Origin of the sequence: Algoriphagus sp. CAU 1675 (genome assembly GCF_029222925.1) — a bacterium.
In the GTDB taxonomy this organism is placed as follows: domain Bacteria; phylum Bacteroidota; class Bacteroidia; order Cytophagales; family Cyclobacteriaceae; genus Algoriphagus.
In genome coordinates this window covers 165,832-186,773 of sequence record NZ_JARHUI010000004.1, presented here as the reverse complement: position 1 = coordinate 186,773, position 20,942 = coordinate 165,832, and the positions used below count along the sequence as shown (strand labels likewise).

At 42.8% G+C, this 20,942-nt stretch carries 13 protein-coding genes; 6 read left to right on the top strand and 7 right to left on the bottom strand.

Annotated elements, in window-relative coordinates; all coding sequences use genetic code 11:
* Nucleotides 1–3: 3 nt before the first annotated feature.
* Nucleotides 4–1,086, top strand: a complete 1,083-nt coding sequence (locus P2G54_RS10780) for a PA0069 family radical SAM protein (protein WP_345795471.1) — start codon at nt 4–6, stop codon at nt 1,084–1,086.
* A gap of 43 nt (nt 1,087–1,129) precedes the next feature.
* Here P2G54_RS10780 and P2G54_RS10775 read toward each other — a convergent pair whose 3' ends face one another.
* The 3 genes from P2G54_RS10775 to P2G54_RS10765 are packed head-to-tail and all read right to left on the bottom strand — an operon-like array spanning nt 1,130 to nt 4,462.
* Entirely contained in the window at nt 1,130–3,178 is a 2,049-nt protein-coding gene (locus tag P2G54_RS10775; RefSeq protein WP_275870983.1) for a family 20 glycosylhydrolase, read from the bottom strand.
* 31 nt (nt 3,179–3,209) lie between these two features.
* Entirely contained in the window at nt 3,210–3,569 is a 360-nt protein-coding gene (locus tag P2G54_RS10770; RefSeq protein WP_275870981.1) for a VOC family protein, read from the bottom strand.
* Between the two features lie 17 nt (nt 3,570–3,586).
* The gene (locus P2G54_RS10765; RefSeq protein ID WP_275870979.1) at nt 3,587–4,462 is read right to left on the bottom strand and encodes a hypothetical protein; all 876 of its coding nucleotides are present in this window, start codon (nt 4,460–4,462) and stop codon (nt 3,587–3,589) included.
* A gap of 420 nt (nt 4,463–4,882) precedes the next feature.
* On the opposite strand from P2G54_RS10765, the gene P2G54_RS10760 reads away from it, so the two are divergent.
* On the top strand, nt 4,883–6,235 hold the full coding sequence (locus tag P2G54_RS10760; RefSeq protein ID WP_275870976.1) for a hypothetical protein: 1,353 nt from the start codon (nt 4,883–4,885) through the stop codon (nt 6,233–6,235).
* A 112-nt stretch (nt 6,236–6,347) separates the two neighbouring features.
* Entirely contained in the window at nt 6,348–7,031 is a 684-nt protein-coding gene (locus P2G54_RS10755; protein ID WP_275870974.1) for a fibrobacter succinogenes major paralogous domain-containing protein, read from the top strand.
* Between the two features lie 89 nt (nt 7,032–7,120).
* Here P2G54_RS10755 and P2G54_RS10750 read toward each other — a convergent pair whose 3' ends face one another.
* From P2G54_RS10750 to mtaB, 4 genes are all read right to left on the bottom strand, one after another.
* Nucleotides 7,121–8,293: an alpha/beta hydrolase-fold protein gene (locus tag P2G54_RS10750; RefSeq protein WP_275870972.1), complete on the bottom strand. Its 1,173-nt coding sequence runs from the start codon at nt 8,291–8,293 to the stop codon at nt 7,121–7,123.
* A gap of 845 nt (nt 8,294–9,138) precedes the next feature.
* Nucleotides 9,139–9,669 (bottom strand): VanZ family protein, encoded by a 531-nt coding sequence (locus P2G54_RS10745; RefSeq protein ID WP_275870970.1) that lies wholly within the window; start codon nt 9,667–9,669, stop codon nt 9,139–9,141.
* 82 nt (nt 9,670–9,751) lie between these two features.
* Nucleotides 9,752–11,758, bottom strand: coding sequence for an alpha-amylase family glycosyl hydrolase (locus tag P2G54_RS10740; protein ID WP_275870968.1), 2,007 nt, complete (start codon nt 11,756–11,758; stop codon nt 9,752–9,754).
* A gap of 188 nt (nt 11,759–11,946) precedes the next feature.
* Entirely contained in the window at nt 11,947–13,266 is a 1,320-nt protein-coding gene (mtaB, locus tag P2G54_RS10735; protein ID WP_275870965.1) for a tRNA (N(6)-L-threonylcarbamoyladenosine(37)-C(2))-methylthiotransferase MtaB, read from the bottom strand.
* 234 nt (nt 13,267–13,500) lie between these two features.
* Here mtaB and P2G54_RS10730 point away from each other — a divergent pair, with 234 nt between their 5' ends.
* From P2G54_RS10730 to P2G54_RS10720, 3 genes are all read left to right on the top strand, one after another.
* Complete coding sequence (locus tag P2G54_RS10730) at nt 13,501–15,663, top strand: glutamine synthetase III (protein WP_275870963.1); 2,163 nt, start codon at nt 13,501–13,503, stop codon at nt 15,661–15,663.
* A 554-nt stretch (nt 15,664–16,217) separates the two neighbouring features.
* Nucleotides 16,218–19,340: a SusC/RagA family TonB-linked outer membrane protein gene (locus tag P2G54_RS10725; protein WP_275870961.1), complete on the top strand. Its 3,123-nt coding sequence runs from the start codon at nt 16,218–16,220 to the stop codon at nt 19,338–19,340.
* Nucleotides 19,341–19,371: 31 nt separating this feature from the next.
* Nucleotides 19,372–20,937, top strand: a complete 1,566-nt coding sequence (locus tag P2G54_RS10720) for a SusD/RagB family nutrient-binding outer membrane lipoprotein (protein WP_275870959.1) — start codon at nt 19,372–19,374, stop codon at nt 20,935–20,937.
* The last annotated feature ends 5 nt before the right edge of the window (nt 20,938–20,942 follow it).

Sequence of the window (20,942 nt, the reverse complement as noted above, 5' to 3'; positions counted from 1 at the left end):
AAGGTGCTTGGTTTTGACAAAATGATTGACAGGGAAGAGGAATATTTCAAAGGAAGGGGGGCACAGGTCCAGTCCGGTAACCGCTTTTTGGAACAGAGGCTGGTAGCCGAACATGTGGAAGGCATTGACGAGCCGCTTTTGCTTTCCCCCAAAACAGAGGTGAGGATAGAGCATCCCAAAACCATCGTCAATCCCATTACCAGCCCGGATCTGGGTTTGAGTTTTTCTCTCAATCCCTACCAAGGTTGTGAGCATGGTTGTATCTATTGCTATGCCCGAAATTCCCACGAATACTATGGCTATACGGCGGGTTTGGATTTTGAAACCCAACTCATGGCCAAACCGAATGCGCCCAGGCTTTTGGAAGCAAAGCTCCTGAGCAAGGCTTGGAAGGTCAGCCCGATTTCTCTTTCTGGAAATACAGACTGTTACCAACCCTTGGAAAAGGAAATGAAAATCACCCGGGGTATTCTGAAGGTGCTTGCACGCTACCGCCATCCCGTGGGGATCATTAGCAAAAACAGTTTGATTTTACGGGATTTGGATCTGCTTCAGGACTTGGGGAGCGATAATTTAGTGCAGGTTTATATTTCCATTACCACGCTGGATGAAAGTCTCCGCCGGGCCATGGAACCAAGAACTGCCAGTGCTGTCAAACGACTCAAAACCATAGAAGCCCTTTCCAAAGCGGGAGTTCCGGTGGCAGTAATGAATGCTCCTATCATACCCGGACTCAACCATCACGAAATCCCACAAATTCTCAAGGCTGCAGCCGATCATGGTGCCCGAGGTGCGGGAATGACAGTAGTTCGTCTAAATGGGAAACTGGAAGAGATCTTTTCGGATTGGCTGCAGAAAAATTACCCGGACCGCTTCCAAAAAGTGATGCATCAAATCGCCGAACTCCATGGAGGAAAAGTGCAGGACAACCAGTTTGGCAGGAGAATGAAAGGGGAGGGAGTTTTGGCGGAAAGCATACACCAGCTTTTCAGACATGCTAGGAAAAAGTATTTCCAGGGGCGAAACATGCCTGAGTTCAATCTCAAAGCCTTTCGAAAAGGAGGGAACCTAAGCTTTGACTTTTAATAAAACAGCCTCAGGAAAATCCTGAGGCTGTTTTACTTGATTTCTATTCCTGGATGGATTTGACTTTTTCCACAAACAAATCCTCTACATAAAACTGCCAATCGGAGAATTTTTTGGCCTGATTGGCCAGATGGACATGATGATCCTGATCCAGGATATAATCCTCCGGTTTGTTGAGCTGTCGGGTTTTGCCATAGACGGATTCAAGGTTCTTTTCGATGGCATTCCATTCCTCGGCCAAACCTGCCAGTTTTTGGAGGGCTTGATTTCGGTTTTCGCCCGTTGGTTCATCCAGTTCGGCTAAAGTCATCAAAGCCCGGTTGGAAAATTGAACCGACTGGGCCACTTGCTCATAGACATCCAGGGTAAAGCTGTTCCTCTTGGCCAGTTTTTTACTTTCAGCAATCTGTCCCAACACTGCTTCCACTCTTTCCTGATTGACTTGGGCGAGCTTGATTTTCTCTTCGTATTTGCCGGTCCAAGCTCCGGCGGAATCCAAATTGGGAAGGGCAATGAGGGATTCTTCCATTGGATTTGACTTGGATCGGAGTCTGTTTCGGTCCTGCTTGGGATCGAGCAGTGCATTTTTCCAGAATGCCACTGCCAGTTCCAGGGAATCGATGAACTCATATTCATCCGAAGAAAGTGCCGGTCCAAATGCCCGCTGACGATAGGCCTTCTTGACCTCATCAATGGATTTCTTATCTCCGGCCCAGGTGTATTCTGCGAAATTTGCGATTCCTCTCCCATATAATTCAAAGTGAGGGGAATCATCATCCCAAAGCGTCAAAAGAAGCCCGTCGGCTTGGTTCCGGATGGAGATCAGAGCAAAGTCCCGAATGTTTTTGGCATTACTTTCACTCTGTGGCATCAGATTCCAACGGGTTTGTCCAGCTGTGGCACCCATGACTTTGAAGCCGTTTTGGGTAAACCAGTTCATGGCTTTTTCATTTCCCGGAGATTCCGGTGTGTCATAGTTCCAGCGCATGTAGACGCAGTTTTTGGGGAACATGCCCACGAATTCATCCAAATTCGAACTATTGGCAGCCCAGATGCTGTCCACCTGTGCTTCGCTCAGTTGGGTGTTGTAAATGCTTCTATACAGTCCTGCGTTTTTCAGCGGCATATCATCCCAAAAGATGGGAGTGAGTCCTTTTTGCTCCGCATAGGCACTGACCCGGTTAAGCCAGGTCAATTGAAGCTCAAGAGGGGATTTTCCGGAGTTTCTTCCGGTTGTATGCACTTCGTCTCCTCCTACATGCAGGTAAGTCGCATAGGGAAAGGCTTTCAGCGCATCCTCGTACAGATCAAACTGAACTTGGTAGGTTCGCTCATCCAATGGATTAAAAGCCCAGTCACTTTCCGGATCATCCCTCAATTCCAAATATTCCGGATGCTTGAGGATAAAGGAAGCATGGCCCAAGCCTTGTACCAAGGGGCTGATCCGGATATTTCTGGCTAGGGCATAGGCACTGATCTCCTGCCATTCCTCTATGGAAAAGGCATCCGAGGAACCTACTTTGGGCTGAAGCTGGTACTGGAGTTTGTCTTCAATCTCCACGATGACGGCATTGATTTTCTGGAAGGCCAGTCTGTCCAACAGCTGGAAATAGTAATCCTTTTGCTCCAAATGGTGTTTGACATCCCAGTGAACAGCCCGATAGGAAAGGGCAGGAGCATCTTCAATTTGGATGGAGGGCAAATTTACCTCCTGATCTTCTGCGTCTTCTATTATTTGTCCCAAAGTCATCAAACCGTACCAAAGCCCGGCTGGAGTTCCTGCCTGGATTTTTACCTGATCATTTTGGATTTCGAGTTGGTAGGCTTCAGGATTGGAAAAGGTGTCGGCTTGGAGTTCCAAACTGAGCTTGGGATCGGTCCAAGATGCTAAATCTTGGCCTTCTACCATTCCTTTGTAGGCATTTTGAAAGCTTTGTTTCAGCTCGGATGGACTCAAATCCGAATTTCCCTGAATCTCAAAGGAAGTAGGAGTGGGTAATAGCTTGAATTCAGCAGGAGTCTGATTGCTGGGTGAACAGGCAGCCAGAATCTGGACCGAACATGCGAGTGCAAGTATTTTTTTAAGGGTCATTTCGGGTAGGGTTAGTGGAAATTGTAGGTTTTTAGGTGATTCTTTCCCCAAAAGTTAAAAGGTTCAGATCCGGATCCAAAATGGAAAACTCCATTTGTCCCCAAGGTTTGAGTTGAAGCGGTCCGTTCGGGTGAATGGGGATGTGTTTGTTCAGAAAGTTCTGATAGAGAGATTGGATGTCTTGGGTACGGATGTAAACCTGTCCATAATTCTCTTGGGGGTCCAGATCCCTGAAAAGGAAAAAATGAAGTTCGATCTGGTCTTTTTCAAGCATCAGGTATTCCGGAAAATTGCCGCTTCCCAAGGTTTTAAAACCCAATAAGCCAACGTAAAAGTCCTGGGTAATGGATTTGTCCCGCATGGGGAGTTTGGGGTTTACCGCGATATACATGGAAACTTGATTTTGGATTAGGTTTGCTTTGCTTTCCAAAAAGCATGCAATAAGTTCGCGAATTTTTCCGGGGAATTTTCATCAAAACGGAAATACAGGCAAGGTTCAATCAGCTCCAGTTCCATCAGCGCAAAAGTGTTTTGGGGAGTCCTCACCAGATCCACCCGTGCATAAAAGGGTTTTTGGGGCAAGGCATGTAGGGCTTTTTCCGCGGCTGCAAACAGGCTTTTTTCCGGTTTTGCCAGTGGGATCACTCCGCCCCCGTGTTCCTCCTGAACCCGGAAATCCCCTTTTCCAACAGTCTTGATAATGCTATGGCTGAGCTTTCCCAGGAAATACATCAGGGAGAATTCCCCCTCGTCCACGATATTTTGCATAAAGGGCTGGATCATTCCATCCTTGTTCTGGAAGACAGAAAGGGCTTTTGTCCAATGCTCAGGCTGGGATTTTTTGAGCCAAAACGTATCATCCGCATTGGCTCCGATGATGGGCTTGACGACCAACTGCTCTGTCTGAAGTATCTCAAATGCCTTTTCCAAACTGGGCAAATCAAGACCCTTGATTCGGATGGTGGGTACCAGTTCCACTCCTTTTTGCTCCAATTCAAAAAGATAGCCCTTGTGGATGTTCCAAAGGACGAGTTCCAAGGGATTCAGAAGAATGGCTTGGGATTGGTCAATTTTCCGCAATACCTTCTGGAATGCCTCCAAATGCTGTTGATAATCCCAGGGACTTCGGATCACGACCAGGTCGAACTGATTCCAATCGGTAGGCTGATTCCAGGGGATATTTTTTACAGTCCATCCCAGTTTTTCCAAAAAGGGGTGAACCAAGTCATCGTCGATAAACCATCCCTCGGTATTGGAGATGGAAAGAAAGGCACAGGCAGGCATGGGTGATTTTTAGAAATGCTGACCTAATATCGGAAGGGATAGGGGAATTGGAAATAGGGGAAGGGTTTTATGGGCTTAAAAGGTTTGAGTTTTTTTTGGTGGTAGCGGTTGGCGGTATGAAACGTAACGGATCGCGTGGCTGGTTGCAAACTACGCCTAGTCAACGGCTTTTTTTTCATCCAAACAGAAACTATGCTCAGAGGGGGGATTAGAGGTCAAATTGACCAAATAAGAAGCGAGAGCAAAGCGATTTGGAGAAAAATTGGATAGGTACGAAACCAAATCAGAAATCACTTTATTTCTGAAAAGACAATTGAAGCAAATATAGACCTACTTATAGCGGTCTGGGGATGGCAGAAATATTTCGTAAATTACAGTTGAAATACGAACACAGATATTAAATCAGAAACCTATTTGAAAATGGAAGAAGACTTTGAATGTTGCTATGAAAATTTTTTGAATTTTGATCTTAAAAGATTACACATTAAACAATCCGTGTTTTCTGAGTACCATACTATTAATGGAAAGCCGTTAACAATTGAAGATTTGGAAACGCTTGATGTTTGCTTTATTGATGGTCAAAGTTCAAATTTTAAGTTAGTCAACTTCAATGGACTCAATTATTTAAAAGGTGAAAATTCGATTTATCCATGTTCAATAGTATTAAAAAGCACTTCAGGTCAGAAATGGGTTGAATTATTAATAATTCCAAATGGGAACAAAATTTTATTTAGTCAGAAAAGTAATGTTATTAGATTTAATTCAAACAATATTTTTGATGCATATTCAAAAATTTCAAATCCAGATATACTAAATAAATTTTTAAATAATTATACAGAAAGTTTCGGTGAGAATGATTGGTTCTCAAAGACTGAATTAATCCAAATAATTAAAAGATCGTCATTAACCATAAATGAAAAATTTAATTTTCTGTATAAAAAAGGCTTTTTAAACCCATTTCAATTGGCTGTTTCAAGTATTCATTTTGGAATTAGAATTTCAAAACACGATTTATACAACTCTCTATTAGTTAACAATGATGTCCCCTTAGGGATAGATTACATTACTGCACCATCATTCAAAATAAAATTAGCAAAAAGTTCTATTCAATTAATTTCTAATGAGTCATTTAAAGAATATGTTTTTTCCATGGATGAGGATGAAATTAATTCTTTTTTTGAACTTGATCTAATAAGAGAATTTCTCTCTAAAAAAGAAGTTTATGAAGATTTGATATTCGATATTTTAAGTATTGATGATCTTAAGAGGAATGATGTTAATAAGTTTGGAATACCAGGGTGGCGTTATAAAATTGAGAAAATGAAAAATATTGGACTAAATATTGATTTTATTAAGTGTTATTATTCTAAATTACTTTTAAATTTAAGATCAATTGAGAATACGATTAGAAAAAATGATGGATATAATCTAGTTGGATCACTATATAATGAAACACTTCTTTTTAAAATGATTAGCGATACATTCCCAGAAGTTACCTTAATTAGTCAATATAGTCCTCCTTGGTTAGGCCGACAAAGGTTTGATATTTTTATAAAGGAAAAAAATCTAGCTATTGAATATAATGGAAAACAACATTATGAGCCTATTGACTACTATGGAGGTACTGAAGGGTTTAACAATACAAAAAAAAGAGATGAAGAAAAACGAAGAAAATGCAAACTCAATGATTGTAATTTGATTGAAGTCAAATATGATGAGGACTTCCAAATTTGTATTGAAAAAATAAAACACTTGATGAATAGCAAATATTGAAATAAGTAATTATATGCCAAAGTCCGAAAAAGGAAGTCATCCAGCCTTTGATTAGAGTTTAGAGTTAGTTAGTTTTAAATCTAATAAGTTCAAATCCTAAAATTATTTTTAAATGTTCAGTCGTTTTTGTAATACCAGTCTAGTATTGTTGGTTTTATTCTTTTTTGGATGTTCCGATCCAGAAGATACAGATTCAATTCAGGAATTAGATCAAAATGCAATACAAATCGGAAGTCAAATTTGGATGAAGCAAAATTTGGATTTAAAAGTATTTAGAAATGGAGACCCTATTCAAGAATCTAAGTCCGTTGAGGATTGGGTTAGGTTTTACGATGAAAAAATCCCTGCATGGACATCTTATTTTTGGGAATCTGAAAATGAGGAAATTTATGGCATAATGTATAATTATTATGCAATGATTGATCCAAGAGGACTTGCACCTGAAGGATGGCGAATTCCAACTTCAACCGATTTTTTCGAATTAGTTGAATTCAATGGAGGAGCTAATGTAGCTGGCCCAAAAATAATGAGTAGTAATTATTGGTCTAATGGAAATAATGGTTCGAATGAAAGTGGCTTTGATGCAAGACCGGGAGGCGAAATTTGGGCAGGCGGAATTTTTACCGATATCAATGAGAGCTTTTCTTTTTGGACCAATAGCAGGTCTCAATCAGGAGATATAATATCTTTTGGAATAACTACTATAGATGGGACTAGGATCTATTTTGCGGAGAATCCTTTAAACATAGTTCTAGCTTCTAGAGGTGGGAGTTATATCCGTTGCATAAAAGAATAATTGATTTGACTTAACATGTGTAAAGCCTCCTTAATTTGAAGAGTTTTTTTTTGCCTTGGACCTGCCAAATGCCTTTGCTCTTTCTGTTTTTATTGCTCCCCTTGTAGTGCTTCCAATCGGTTTTTGGCATTTTGGTTTTGGGGATTGAGCTCCAGGGATTTTTTATAATTCTCCCGGGCTTTTTCCGGATCTCCCAGGGCCTCGTAAGCCTCGCCCAAACTGTCAAAGGCATTGAAAGAATCCGGAAAGTTTACGGTGTTCAATAGGAAAAAATCCAATGCGGAAGATCGTTCCTGTTCATCTCTACTTCTCAGGAAATTGTAGCCCAGTTGATTTACCAAAGTTTCTGGGGGATGGATTTCCCAGGAAAGCCGTTGGGAGATGGACTGGAAATGCTCGAGGAGCTGGGCTTGGGTTTTCACATCACGATAAGAAATCCCATAGCCTTCAAAAATTGCAGAAATCCCTTCGTGGAAAGCGATGGGTGGAACGGAGGCGTGATTTTCATTTTCGAAATAGGTCAGTTGGGCTGGAAAATCCCCTTCGTATTTTCTGTTCAAGCCCTCATACAATCTCACATGACGGTCCCGATTGGTAAAGTTCCTCTTTCCCCAATTCGCCGTAGCCAGGTAGAAAAATCGCTTGAATGTAGCGTCTGTCACGGCATCGAGTTTTTGGTCCATGGTGGCTGCATCCCAGGTGCCCAAACTCGGGTCCACTGCCAAAAATGCATTGAAAAGGCTGTGTTCCTTCATGTAGGCATGGGTAGCCAGCAAGCCACCCAAAGAATGGCCGTACAGAATTCGATAGGGTTCTGTTCTGTACTGCTGGTCGAGTTCAGGAATCAGTTCTTCCTCCAGAAAGCGGAGAAAACGCTCCCCGCCGCCTGTATTGTTTTCCCTGACGGTAATGACTTTGTCCGGTGTGTAATCGCGCCTTCTATCCACATTTTGAATCCCCACGACAATCATTTCCGGAATTTTCCGGCTACCGTATCGATCGGAACTCAGGTAGTGGACCATTCCGGCAATGGGCTTGAAGTGCAGATTCCCATCCAATAGGATCAATACCGGGTAGCTTTTATGGGATGCTTCTTGACTAGAATAGGATTCCGGCAGGCTCAACCAATACACCCGGTCTTCCTCCAGGACTTGGGAGTGGAGTTGATGCTTGCTTCCAAGCAGGATTTGATCCTGCTCCTGAGCCTGTACCAATTGGGAAACTGCAAGAAGAAAAAATAGAATTCGAATGGATTTGAACATGGTTTTTGGATTTATGGATCTTTAAATATAAAAATCCTTTTAAGGTCTGCCCGGTTAAATAAAGTGAAATGCCGGGGTCTTTTGCTTCAAGCGAGGGCCTTTTTGGTGAAAACTTTCGCCTTTTTGCTGATCCTTTGTCAGGTTTTGCTCAGTGTTTGAGCCTCAGAGGTCCTCCTTTGGACCTTTTTGGCGCAACGTTGGACCTTTTTGCTTCAAACGAGGACCTTTTTGGCGAAAACTTTCGCCTTTTTGCTGATCCTTTGTCAGGTTTTGCTCAGAGTTTGAGCCTCTGAGGTCCTTCTTTGGACCTTTTTGGCGCAACGTTGGACCTTTTTGCTTCAAGCGAGGACCTTTTTGGCGAAAACTTTCGCCTTTTTGCTGATCCTTTGTCAGGTTTTGCTCAGTCTTTGAGCCTTTGAGGTCCTCCTTTGGACCTTTTTGGTGAAGCGTTGGACCTTTTTGCTTCAAGCGAGAGCCTATTTGGTGAAAACTTTCGCCTTTTTGATGATCCTTTGTCAGGTTTTGCTCAGTCTTTGAGCCTCCGAGGTCCTTCTTTGGACCTTTTTGGCGGAACCTTGGACCTTTTTGCTTCAAGCGAGGACCTTTTTGGTCCTTCCTTGCACCTCCGAAGTGGGGTACCCCACCTCAGAAGTACCCCTCCCCACTTTAGAAGTACCCCAGTTGGCCTCGGAGGCGAACTAGTTAGCCTTTTTGCTCAGTCAGTTCGCCTCGGAGCTCAGTGAGTTCGCCTTTTTGCTGAACCAGTTTACCAAAATGCTCACTTAATTCACCTTTTAGGGAAGTGAGTTTACCTTTTTGGTGAACTAATTCAGGTTTTTGGTCCCTTACATCCTAAAAAACCAGAGGCAGTTGATTTTTAGAAAAAGCAGGATAAGGACAAAGGAAAGGGTGCCGATTAGGGTGAGAAGATTGATGATTTGATGGGTTTTCTGCCTGTTTTTGGATGCAAGTTCAATTCCCATATAGCCCATCAAGCCAAGAATTCCTCCGAGGGTATTGTTGATGATATCCGTCGTATCAAAAGTCCCGATTCCCAAGCCGTATTGGGAAAGTTCCAGTGCCAAACTGCTGAAGAAAAATAGCCCAATCGTTTTACCCAATTTCCACTTTTCAAATAATACCCCGGCATAGAGCCCAAAAGGGATAAAAATCAGGCAGTTCAGGATGATTTCGCCGAAATCCACTTCGCCGTTGAGCATCAAAGGTTGGCTGTAGGGGATCAGGTTGATCTTCCGGCCTTGTTCCATATAGGTAAACTGGATATTCAGCTTGAACACAATGATCCATACCAATGCAACCCAATAGATTAAAAAAAGCGAGCGAGTTAATCGGGTGGATTTGAGCAGGTTTTTCATGGCTAGGGTTCAACTTGTTCACAGATTCACCTTTTGGTGTTCCGTTCGCCCAATTGTCTTCAAAAGTTCTGATTTTCCGGTTTTATTTCTTCCTCTCCAAGACCATCACCACCCGGTTGGGAAGATACAGACTCAACTCTTGTTTCTTGTCGGTAGGATAGGGGATGGTGGGATCCAGACGGTAGAAGCCACCAAAACTGGCCTCATCGGAATCGAGGATGATTTGGTAGGTTCCTGCCTTGGGTACCTTGATTTTGAATCCAAAAATGGACTCAGTAGGATGGAAAGAATAGATAAAAATCAGCCCTGCCCGCTCGTAGGCAAGAATTTTCTTGTCCGGATCGAGATAGAGTTGTGTGGCTGGGGGAGCAGCCAGCAGTTGGTAATCACGGGCAAGTTGGATCATGGCCTTGTCCCATTGGCCCAAATGCCGGTAACGAAGGTGGGAAGCGTCTACCAAGGACCATTGTCTTCTGGCATAGGCATAGCTCCAGTCATTGCCTTCTCTGGGGAAGTCCACCCATTCGGGATGACCGAATTCATTTCCCATAAAATTCAGATAGCCCTCCCCACCAAGGGAAAGTGTGATCATCCGGATCATTTTGTGCAGGGCAATGCCCCGGTCTATGACCAGATTTTCCTGAAGGACGGACATACTGAAGTACATTTCCTTGTCCATGAGCCAAAAAGCGATGGATTTATCGCCAACCAACGCTTGGTCATGGCTCTCTGCATAGGCAATGGATTTTTCCTTTTTGGGACGGTTGGTCAGTTCGTGCCAAAGCTCAAACATGTCCCATTGCTCATCTGCTTTGTGCTTGAGGGTTTTGATCCAAAAGTCCGGGACTCCCATTGCCAGACGAAAATCAAAACCAATTCCTCCCTCTTCCACCTTCCGACAAAGTCCAGGCATCCCGCTGACTTCCTCCGCTATGGAAAGCGCTTTGGGATCGAAGGAATGGATCAGGGTATTGGCCAGTTGCAGATACAAAATCGCATCTTCATCCACCCCTTCGTCAAAATATTTGTCTGCAGTGTCAAAACTTACATGTCCGTGGTGGTGGTAAATGATGGATGTGGCCCCATCAAAGCGGAATCCATCGAAATGGAATTCCTCCATCCAATAGCGGATATTGGAAAGCAGAAACTGTTGAACTTCCCATTTTCCATAATTGAAGAGTTTGGAGTCCCAGCCTTCGTGATAGCCCCGCTCACCGGGATGGAAATACTGGTCATCACTTCCGTCAAATTCATTGATGCCTTCGTTGATGTTTTTGACCGCATGGGAGTGAACGATATCCATGACCACGGAAATCCCCATTTCATGTGCCGTATTGATCAGGGATTTGAGTTCTTCAGGCGTGCCAAATCGGGAGGTGGGGCAGAAAAAATTGGAGACATGATAGCCAAAAGATCCATAATAGGGATGTTCCATGACAGCCATCATTTGAATGGTGTTGTATCCGGATTCCTTGATTCGTGGAAGGATGTTTTCCTCAAATTCTTTGTAGGTTCCTACGCCTTCCTTTTCCTGAGCCATGCCGACATGGCATTCGTAGATCAGGGGTTGTTTTATGTTTTCTGCAGGATCGAATTTCCCGTCTTTCCAGTGGAATTCTTCTTCGGGAAACCAAAGTTGACCCGAAAAATCATGGGTGGCTTCATCCTGAATTACCCTTCTGATATAGACAGGTATTCGGTCCAGAGCCTGATCCTTGGCGCCGATCACATGGACTTTGACTTTGCTCCGATGGGTGAAGCGGTCTTTGTAATCTTCATAGGGGAGGAAAATTTCCCAGTCCCCCCGATGGTTTTGACGCATGGGATGGGATTCGCGGTTCCAGTCATTGAAATCCCCCATGAGAAAAAGTTTTTTTGCTGCCGGAGCCCATTCTCTATAAATCCACCCGTTTCGATTCTTCAAAAAATGAATGCCGTAATACTCATGGATTCTGGCAAACTCCAAGATGTTGCCAAACTCCTGGTTGATTTTATGGATATGGGTATGAAAAGTGTCGAACCGTTTTTGGATTTTGGATTCATAATTTTCCAACCAAGGTTCGTCTACCAGAATAGCCAGTTTGTTCATGTATCTAGACTTTAGCCTGTGATGAATTTAGGAAAAATAAGGAGGAAAGATAGAATGTGAACTAGATAGATAAAAAATTAGAACCGACATCTATAAAGAAGGGGGGGATTTCAGCTTTTGGAAAAGTATCCTCCTGCTCTTGTAATGTAGGGAAGAAAGAAAAGCTGCCTTTTACAGCAGCTTTTGGATCAGTGTTTTTCGTAAGTCATTTCCGGTTCGAGCACTTCCACATTTCCGGATTCATTGATATGGTCCAGAGTGACCAGTTTGAGTTCGTTGACCAGCATGGGATCGTATTTGGCTGCTACTCGGATGTAGTTTTCGGTGAATCCATGCATTTTCCCATTTTCTATGTCTTCCTCGAAAAGTACGGTAAATGTTTTGCCTATATTTTCCTCGTAGAATTTACGGCGTTTCTTTTCGGAAAGGATGCGGAGCATTTTGGAGCGTTCATTTCTTTTTTTCATCGGCACAACTCCATCCATATCAGTGGCCCTTGTATTGGCTCTTTCTGAATAGGTAAAGACATGGAGATAAGAAATGTCCAGATCATTGAGGAAGTTGTAGGTTTCCAGGAACAATTCATCTGTTTCTCCAGGGAATCCCACAATCACATCAACCCCGATACAGGCATGAGGCATGAGCGTTTTGATTTTGGATACACGATCCTCATACAGTTCCCGCAGGTAGCGTCTTCCCATTCTCCTTAATATAGTGTTGGAGCCGGATTGCAGTGGAATATGGAAATGAGGGACAAATCGTTTGGACTGAGCTACGAAGCTGATGATTTCGTTGGTCAGCAAGTTTGGCTCAATGGATGAAATTCTGAAACGGTCAATTCCTTCCACTTCATCCAAGGCAAAGACCAAATCTGCAAAGCGTTCGATGCGCTTTCCGTCCACGATTCCGAAGTCACCGATATTTACTCCGGTCAATACGATTTCCTTGACGTCGGTAGCAGCTATTTCCCGTGCAGACTCCAATACCGATTCAATGGTATTGCTTCGGCTTTTTCCCCGAGCGAGTGGAATGGTGCAAAATGCGCATCCGTAGTTGCATCCGTCCTGAACCTTTAAAAATGTACGCGTTCGGTCGTTGATCGAGTATGCATTATTAAAGGAGCGGGCTTCCTGGATTTCAGAGGCGAGGACTTTGGTTTCCTGTTCTTTCGCAAAATCATCCAGCAGTTCGATCAGTCTGAATTTTTCTGCCGCGCCCAATACCGCGTCAACACCTTCTATTTCAGAAATCTCCCTGGGTTTTAGCTGAGCATAGCACCCGATAATAGCGACATAGGAGTCCGGGGATATTTTTTTAGCCTCCTTGACGATCTTTTTACACTTCTTGTCAGCATTTTCGGTTACAGAACAAGTGTTGATGATGAAAATGTCCGGATTTTCCTGAAAGTCCACCTTTTGAAAGCCTTTTTCTTCAAATTGTCGGCTGATGGTGGAAGTTTCGGAGAAATTGAGCTTACAACCCAGTGTATAAAACGCTACCTTTTTCACAAATACGCTCCTGATTTTGAGAAGGCAAAGGTAATCAAAGTCCGCTTGTTTTCAATTTTCCATTTTTCGAGTGAAAAAATGATTGATTTTTGAGTTTTGGGGTCAAAATGATCGTGTTTTTTTGAAAAAAGTGTAAATTTTTCGAAAATCTACTTTAAAAATGAGCTAAAAGCTTTTATGAAGAAGTATTTTTCTATTTTTGCTGGGGTATTATCAAACCACATATTGTAGAAAATGGCAACACTAAGACAACAAGCCTTATCCATGGTACAGGCTAGACAGCGGGTCACAGTAACTCCGCCGTCCACCAAGATCTCTGACTACTTTGGAACCAATGTTTATGGAATCGACCAGATGAAGCAGACTTTGGCTCCTTCTATTTTCAAAAAAGTAGTAGAAGCGATTGACAAGGGATCTAAAATCGATCCAGCAACTGCAGAGGAAATTGCTTCGGCAGTGAAGACTTGGGCTCTTGCCAAAGGTGTTACGCACTTTACCCACTGGTTCCAGCCTTTGACCGGTTCTACGGCTGAAAAGCATGACTCCTTCTTCGATGCACATGCCGGCATGGAAAAATTCAAGGGATCTGCTTTGGTACAGCAGGAGCCAGATGCATCTTCTTTCCCTCACGGCGGTATCCGTTCTACGTTTGAGGCAAGAGGATATACTGCCTGGGATCCGTCTTCCCCAATCTTTGTTTTTGAAAAAACGCTTTGTATCCCAACTATCTTCGTGTCTTACACAGGAGAAGCTTTGGATTATAAAACTCCTCTTTTGAAATCAATGGAGGCTATCAATGAAGCGGCACTTCCTATCTGTCAGCTTTTTGACAGAAATATTCGTAAGATCAATGCTTCTTTGGGTGTCGAGCAGGAATATTTCGTGATCGATAAGGCATTGTTTGCCGCAAGACCTGATTTGGTAATGGGAGGTAGATCCGTTTTCGGTCACAACCCTGCACGCGGTCAGCAGTTGGAAGACCATTATTTTGGTTCTATCCCAACCCGCGTGAAAGATTTCATGATGGATTTTGAAATCGAAGCCTTGAAATTGGGAATTCCGGTTTCTACCCGTCACAATGAGGTTGCTCCAGGACAGTTTGAGGTTGCTCCGATTTTTGAAGAAATCAACAAGGCTACCGACCACAATCAGCTTTTGATGGATGTGATGGACAAAGTCGCTGAGAAACATGACTTGAAGGTGCTTTTCCATGAGAAGCCTTTTGCAGGTGTAAATGGTAGCGGTAAGCACAACAACTGGTCATTGATCACAGATACAGGGGTTAATTTGTTCCAGCCAAGCAACTCTGCCCGTGAAAATCTTCAGTTCCTTACTTTTTTGGTTGCAACCGTAAAGGCTGTTTACGACTATGCTGATTTGCTGAGAGCAAGTATTGCTTCAGCAGGAAACGATTTCCGTCTGGGTGCAAACGAAGCTCCTCCGGCAATTATTTCTGTATTCTTGGGTGCTACTTTGACCGAAGTATTGGACGAGTTGGAGAAAAACGGAAATATCAAGATCGAGAAGGGTGACAACATGTACATGAAGTTGGGTATCTCCAAGATTCCTGAAATTATCCTGGACAATACCGATCGAAACAGAACTTCTCCATTTGCCTTTACCGGAAACAAATTTGAATTCCGTGCTGTAGGTTCCCAGGCAAACGTAGCTGGTCCAATGACTACGCTTAATGTGATCGTTGCCGAGACTTTGAAGCAGATGAATAAGGATATAGAAAAAGAAATGAACGCTGGCAAGGAAAAGAAAATTGCTATCGTGAATGTTCTGAGAAAATATATCAAGGATTCCAAGAAGATTAGATTCGAGGGAGATGGTTATTCAGAAGAGTGGGAGAAGGAAGCAGCCAAGCGTGGTCTTTCCAACCTGAAGTCTACTCCAGAAGCTCTTGATGTTTACGAAAGAAAAGAGACCAAAGAACTATTCGAGCGTCACAATGTCCTGAATCCTATTGAGGTTCATGCGAGACATGAAATCATGTTGGAGGACTTTGTTAAGAAAGTTCAGATCGAAAGCCGTGTGATGGGTGACTTGGCTTTGAATCACATCATCCCAACTGCCATCCTATATCAGAACAAGTTGATAGAGAATGCAAATGGTCTGAAAGGTCTTGGTTTGGATCATTCTGCGGCTGTTGAAACGATCAAGGAGGTATCCAAGCATCTTGAGTCACTCAAGGCCAACGTAACTGCAATGACTGAGGCAAGAAAGAAACTCAATAAAGAAGAGGACGTAGTGAAGCGTGCCAAAGGGTATCAGAAGGAAGTAAAAGAAGCTTTTTATGATAAAATCAGATATGCTGTGGACAAATTGGAGCTTTTGGTGGACGATGAGTCTTGGCCATTGGTGAAATACAGAGAGATGTTGTTTATCAGATAATCTGTTTCAATTCGAAAACACAAGCCGGTTTTAAAAAAGCCGGCTTTTTTTGTTTCTCGTGCCCGAATATTATCACTTTCAATGCGCCTAGGTTGAGGTGTGGATTTTTCATTCTCTTTTCTCATTTATTTAGGGAATCACTATTCTTTCTTTTCTGGATTTTTACAAAGTCCATGTTTTTTGGGGTGATTTTTGAATAAAAAAGTCAATTTGTACTTTAAATGTTAATAAAGAATGGCTTATTAATCGAAATCAAAAAGATTAAATCTTTACTTAGTTAAAAAAATTAGAAAAGAATCTTGATTTTTTTAAAAAAAAATAATCGAATAGTTTTTGAAAAGAAATTGGAATTTTTAGCTTTACTAAGCACTTGTAGGGTATTGGATTTCTTTTGAGTTGATCTTTTGAGAATCAAGTCCAAGTGCTGCTTTAGTTTTTAGTATGATTCTTTTTGAAAATTTTATGAATAGAGTTTATAAAAAATTCCTTTTCACAAACAAACCGGGTGTACCGGATCGCTTAAATAATTTATTTCTAACCCTTTAATTTAAACTATGAGAAAAATTTTATCACTCTCGTATGGGTTGTTAATGCTGTTTTTTTTCAGCATCCAGGCCCATGCCCAGAATCGTATTCTGACAGGCACTGTCGCGGGCGATGATGGTTTGCCCATTCCTGGCGTAACAGTTCTAGACAAGACCAATCAGACCGGTACGACCACTGATGTGGACGGGAAATATTCCATTAGTGTAGGACCGAACTCTGTTTTGGTTTTTTCATTTATAGGCTATACTACCCAGGAATTTACTGTTGGAAACCAAACAATTTTGGATGTAACCCTTTCTGAGGACATCTCTGAATTGGGGGAAGTTGTAGTAACCTCCTTTGGTATGCAGCGAGACAAGAAGGCTTTGGGTTATTCTGTGACTCAGCTTTCCGGCGACAAATTCACCGAGTCTCGTGCCATTAACCTAGGAAATGCCCTTACCGGTAAAGTGGCAGGTGTCAACGTAACACCTCCTGCAACCGGTGCTGCAGGCTCCACCCGGGTTGTGATTCGGGGTGGTTCCTCATTGACTGGAAATGACCAGCCACTTTATGTCGTGAACGGGGTTCCGATTGAATCCGGAAACTTAGGTTCTGCCGGACTTTGGGGTGGAAATGATGCGGGTGATGGTCTTGCTTCCATCAACCCAGATGATATTGAGAGCCTTTCAGTTTTGAAGGGGAATACAGCTGCTGCACTTTATGGAGCCAGAGCTGCCAACGGAGTTATTATCATTACGACCAAAGCTGGAAGGGCAAGAAAGGGAGTAGGAGTTTCCTTCAATTCAAACTTCACTGCAGAAACTGTCGTGGACCGAACCAATTTTCAGCGCGTTTATGGCCCAGGTCAGGATGGTAGAAAGCCATTGACCCAAGATGAGGCTATCAATACAGCCAACAATGGATGGGGAGCTGCTTATGATGGAGCTCAGGCCATTCAGTTTGACGGGCAACAAAGACCCTATTCCTTTACAGGGGAGGGATTGAGTGATTTTTATAACATGGGTCAGACCTGGAACAACTCCATTGCTTTGTTTGGAGGTGATGAAAAGACTACCTATCGTTTTTCTTTCTCCAATTTGGACAATAAGGATGTCATGCCAAATGCCAATTTTACCAGAAATGTGGCTAACATCAATGTCAATAGCAAACAGGGGAAATTCACTCTTGCTGTTACAGGACAATATTCAAAGCAGGAAGCTCAAAACAGACCTAGACTTTCTGATTCTCCGGGAAATGCCAACTTCTCCATGATTGTGAAGCCGGGAAATATTCCTTTGGACGTAATGAAAGGTGATCCAAATAAGCCTGGTGCATTGGAGAATGGGTATGAATTGAGATATCAAAGCAACGTTTTCCAAACGAACCCTTATTGGGCAGCCTATCAGTGGGGCAGAGAGGACGTGACTGACCGAATCATGGGCAACATGTCTTTGAGGTATGATTTTACAGACTGGTTGTATGCTCAAGGAAGATTTGGTACTGATTTCCAGATCAGAGATGATTACTCATTTGAGGCCTATGGTACTGCTTTCAAACCAAGAGGAAGTTACAATACAAGTGCCACTACGATTCGAGAAAACAATGCGGATTTGTTGATTGGATTTGAAAAGACCTTTGGGGACTTTGATGTGGACGGTTTCATAGGATCCAATATCATGAGAAGAACCATAGAAAGTAAGTCAGGTGGAGGGAATGACCTTGTGGTACCTTTCTTCCACTCCGTGACCAACGTGGCCGCTCCGACTTTTGGATATGGGTTTTCTGAATTGGGAATCAATTCCTATTTCGCCGCTGCCAACCTGGGCTATAAGAACATGATCTTCTTAAATGTGACTGGACGTCAGGATCAGTTTTCAACTCTTTCTCCTGAAAATTCCAAGTTGTTTTATCCTTCCGTTGGTTTGTCTGCGGTGATTTCGGATATGGTTGAAATGCCAGAGTTTGTAACCTTTACCAAACTGCGAGGTAACTGGGGACAAGTTGGTGGTGGAGCACCTAATCCTTATGCATTGAATTTGACTTATGGTTTGGTTGGTGCTGGACATCTAGGCGCCAGCTTAGGACAGATTAATAACGGTTCTATCCCGAATGCAGGTTTGGCTCCTTATACTTCCTCAGAATTCGAGATAGGTGCAGATTTGAGATTTTTTGACAATCGATTCGGAGTCGACGTAGCTTACTATAAGAGAAAAACATCCGATGATATATTGGCGACTGGTATCTCAGCAACCTCAGGCTTTGGTTCCACTACAGTCAATATTGGTGAATTGGAAAACAAAGGGATTGAATTGTTGATCAATGGTACCCCTATTGCCGGGGATTTCCGTTGGGACATTAGCTTTAACTTCGCCAATAACCAATCAAAAGTTCTAAGCTTGGGGACCAATGCTGCTGGAGATCCTATCCAATTTATAAACTTGGATGAAGCTCGAACCAGAAGAGAGAGAATCCGACATATTGTAGGACAACCACTGGGTATGATTGCTGGTTTCAAGCATTTGGAAATCAACGGACAGAAAGTTTATGATGCCAATGGTTTCCCAGTTACTACCTCAGGATATGAAACCATCGCTGAGGGTCGTCATCCGATTTCGGGTGGTTTGACCAATACTTTCTCCTACAAAGGGTTCAGCCTCATGGCTTTGATAGACTTTAGATCTGGCGGTCATATTATGTCAGGTACGGATTATTTCGCGTATCAGTATGGCTTGCATGAAAACACGCTCATTGGTAGAGATGGGAATTTGACCGTAACAGGGGTGACTCCGGAAGGAACTCCGGGAACATGGACTATCCCAGCCAATCCTAATGATCCTACCCAATATCTTATCGATAATTACTGGCAGCGCTATTCTCAGGTGACTGAATACATTGTTTACGATGCTTCATTTGCAAAACTTAGAGAATTCTCCTTTGGCTATACCTTCCCAAGAAGTATGATAGAAAAGACTCCGTTCCAGTCTCTTTCCCTTTCCGTAGTGGGAAGAAATCTGGCTTTGCTTTGGTCAAAGACACCAAACATCGATCCTGAAGCTTCATATACTACCTCAGGAAACGCTCAAGGTCTTGAGTTCTTCTCTGTTCCAGCTAACAGAAGCTTTGGATTTAACCTATCTGCTAACTTCTAAGACTGAAGGTTTAACCTAAACTATTGAAACAATGAGAATTTTAAATAAAATGACTGGTCTGATGTTGGCTTCCTTGATGTTTGCTACTTCTTGTAGCGAGCAGGACCTTCTTGACCTGAATATCAATAAGAATGCGGTTGAAAACATAGATATGCAGTATCTGTTTTCACTGGGAACTTTGAGAATCGGTGGTGAGTATGAAAATACAAGAGCCAATATGCTCTATGCCGCTACCATGATTCAGCATACAGCTTCTACAGCAGGATATTTCAGTGGGGATAAATATTTCTATTCCGCGCAGTATTCCGGAGCTTACATGGAAACGCACTACACGGGTGTGGTCAGGTTATTTTCTGAAGTAATCCGTAAAACTGCAGATGATCCAAATGAGGTAAACGTCAATGCAGCAGCTACCATTCTGCGTGTATTCGATTTGCTGAGAATGACCGACATGTACGGAGACATTCCTTACACTCAAGCAGGATATGGTCTTGAAGGTGAGGAAAATTGGTTCCCTACTTATGAGCCTCAAAAAGAGGTTTACTACAAGATGATTGATGATCTGAAGGCTGCAAGGGATAAATTTTCTCCTTCTGCAAGAGCGCTTGGTACACAGGACTTTATCTATGGTGGGGATCTTGACAAATGGAAAAAGTTTGCCAACTCCCTCCTGATGAGGATGGCTATGAGGATGAGTAATGTGGATCCTGAAAAAGCAAAGGCAGTCTTTACTGAGGCCAATTCGAGCGGAGCATTTTCAAGTAACGATGATATTGCTTTCATTCATTATGCACCAGGTCCACAGGGTGTCAACCGAAATGGTTTGAATGACGGATACTGGAATACATACAAGTATTCTAGGGATTGCAAAATCTCGGAGACGTTCATGAATTGGATGGATGCCAACGATGATCCGCGAAAAATGATTATCACCGGTGGAATTGGAAATCCTGAAGATGCTTCTACTTGGATTACTGATCCTAACGAGCAGATTGGCATGCCTAATGGATATAATTCTACCAATATCCGAGATGTAGTTCCGGCCGGTACTTTGGATAGATTTTCAACTGTTCAGCAAAACTTCTCCATGTTGAATATCAAGTATTTGGATTGGGAAGATCCATACTACCTGATTTCTTATGCGGAGGTTGAATTGATGAGAGCAGAAGCAGTTCTTAAAGGTTGGATTTCGGGAAGTGCAGAAACTCATTTTGACAATGGTATCACTGCGGCCATGAATGCCTGGTCTTACTTTGACCCTTCTTTTGTGATCACTGGACCTCAAATCCAGTCCTATGTGGCTGCAAGAGGATTCGGATCGGCTTCCAATGAAGACAAACTTCGCTTGATTGCTGAAGAGTATTGGGCTGCTACCTTCCTGAATGATATCGAATCTTGGTCTAACTGGAGAAGAACAGGTTATCCAGTTTTGACACCAACTCAAGATCCAAATGCTTTCGAGGGTAATTTTATTCCAAGAAGACTGAGATATTGGGAGTCTGAGATTGGTTCCAATCCAGAAAACTATCAGGCTGCTGTTTCCCGAATGGGAGGAGATTTGTTTGCCACCAAAGTGTGGTGGGACGGAGGAAATTAATTCTC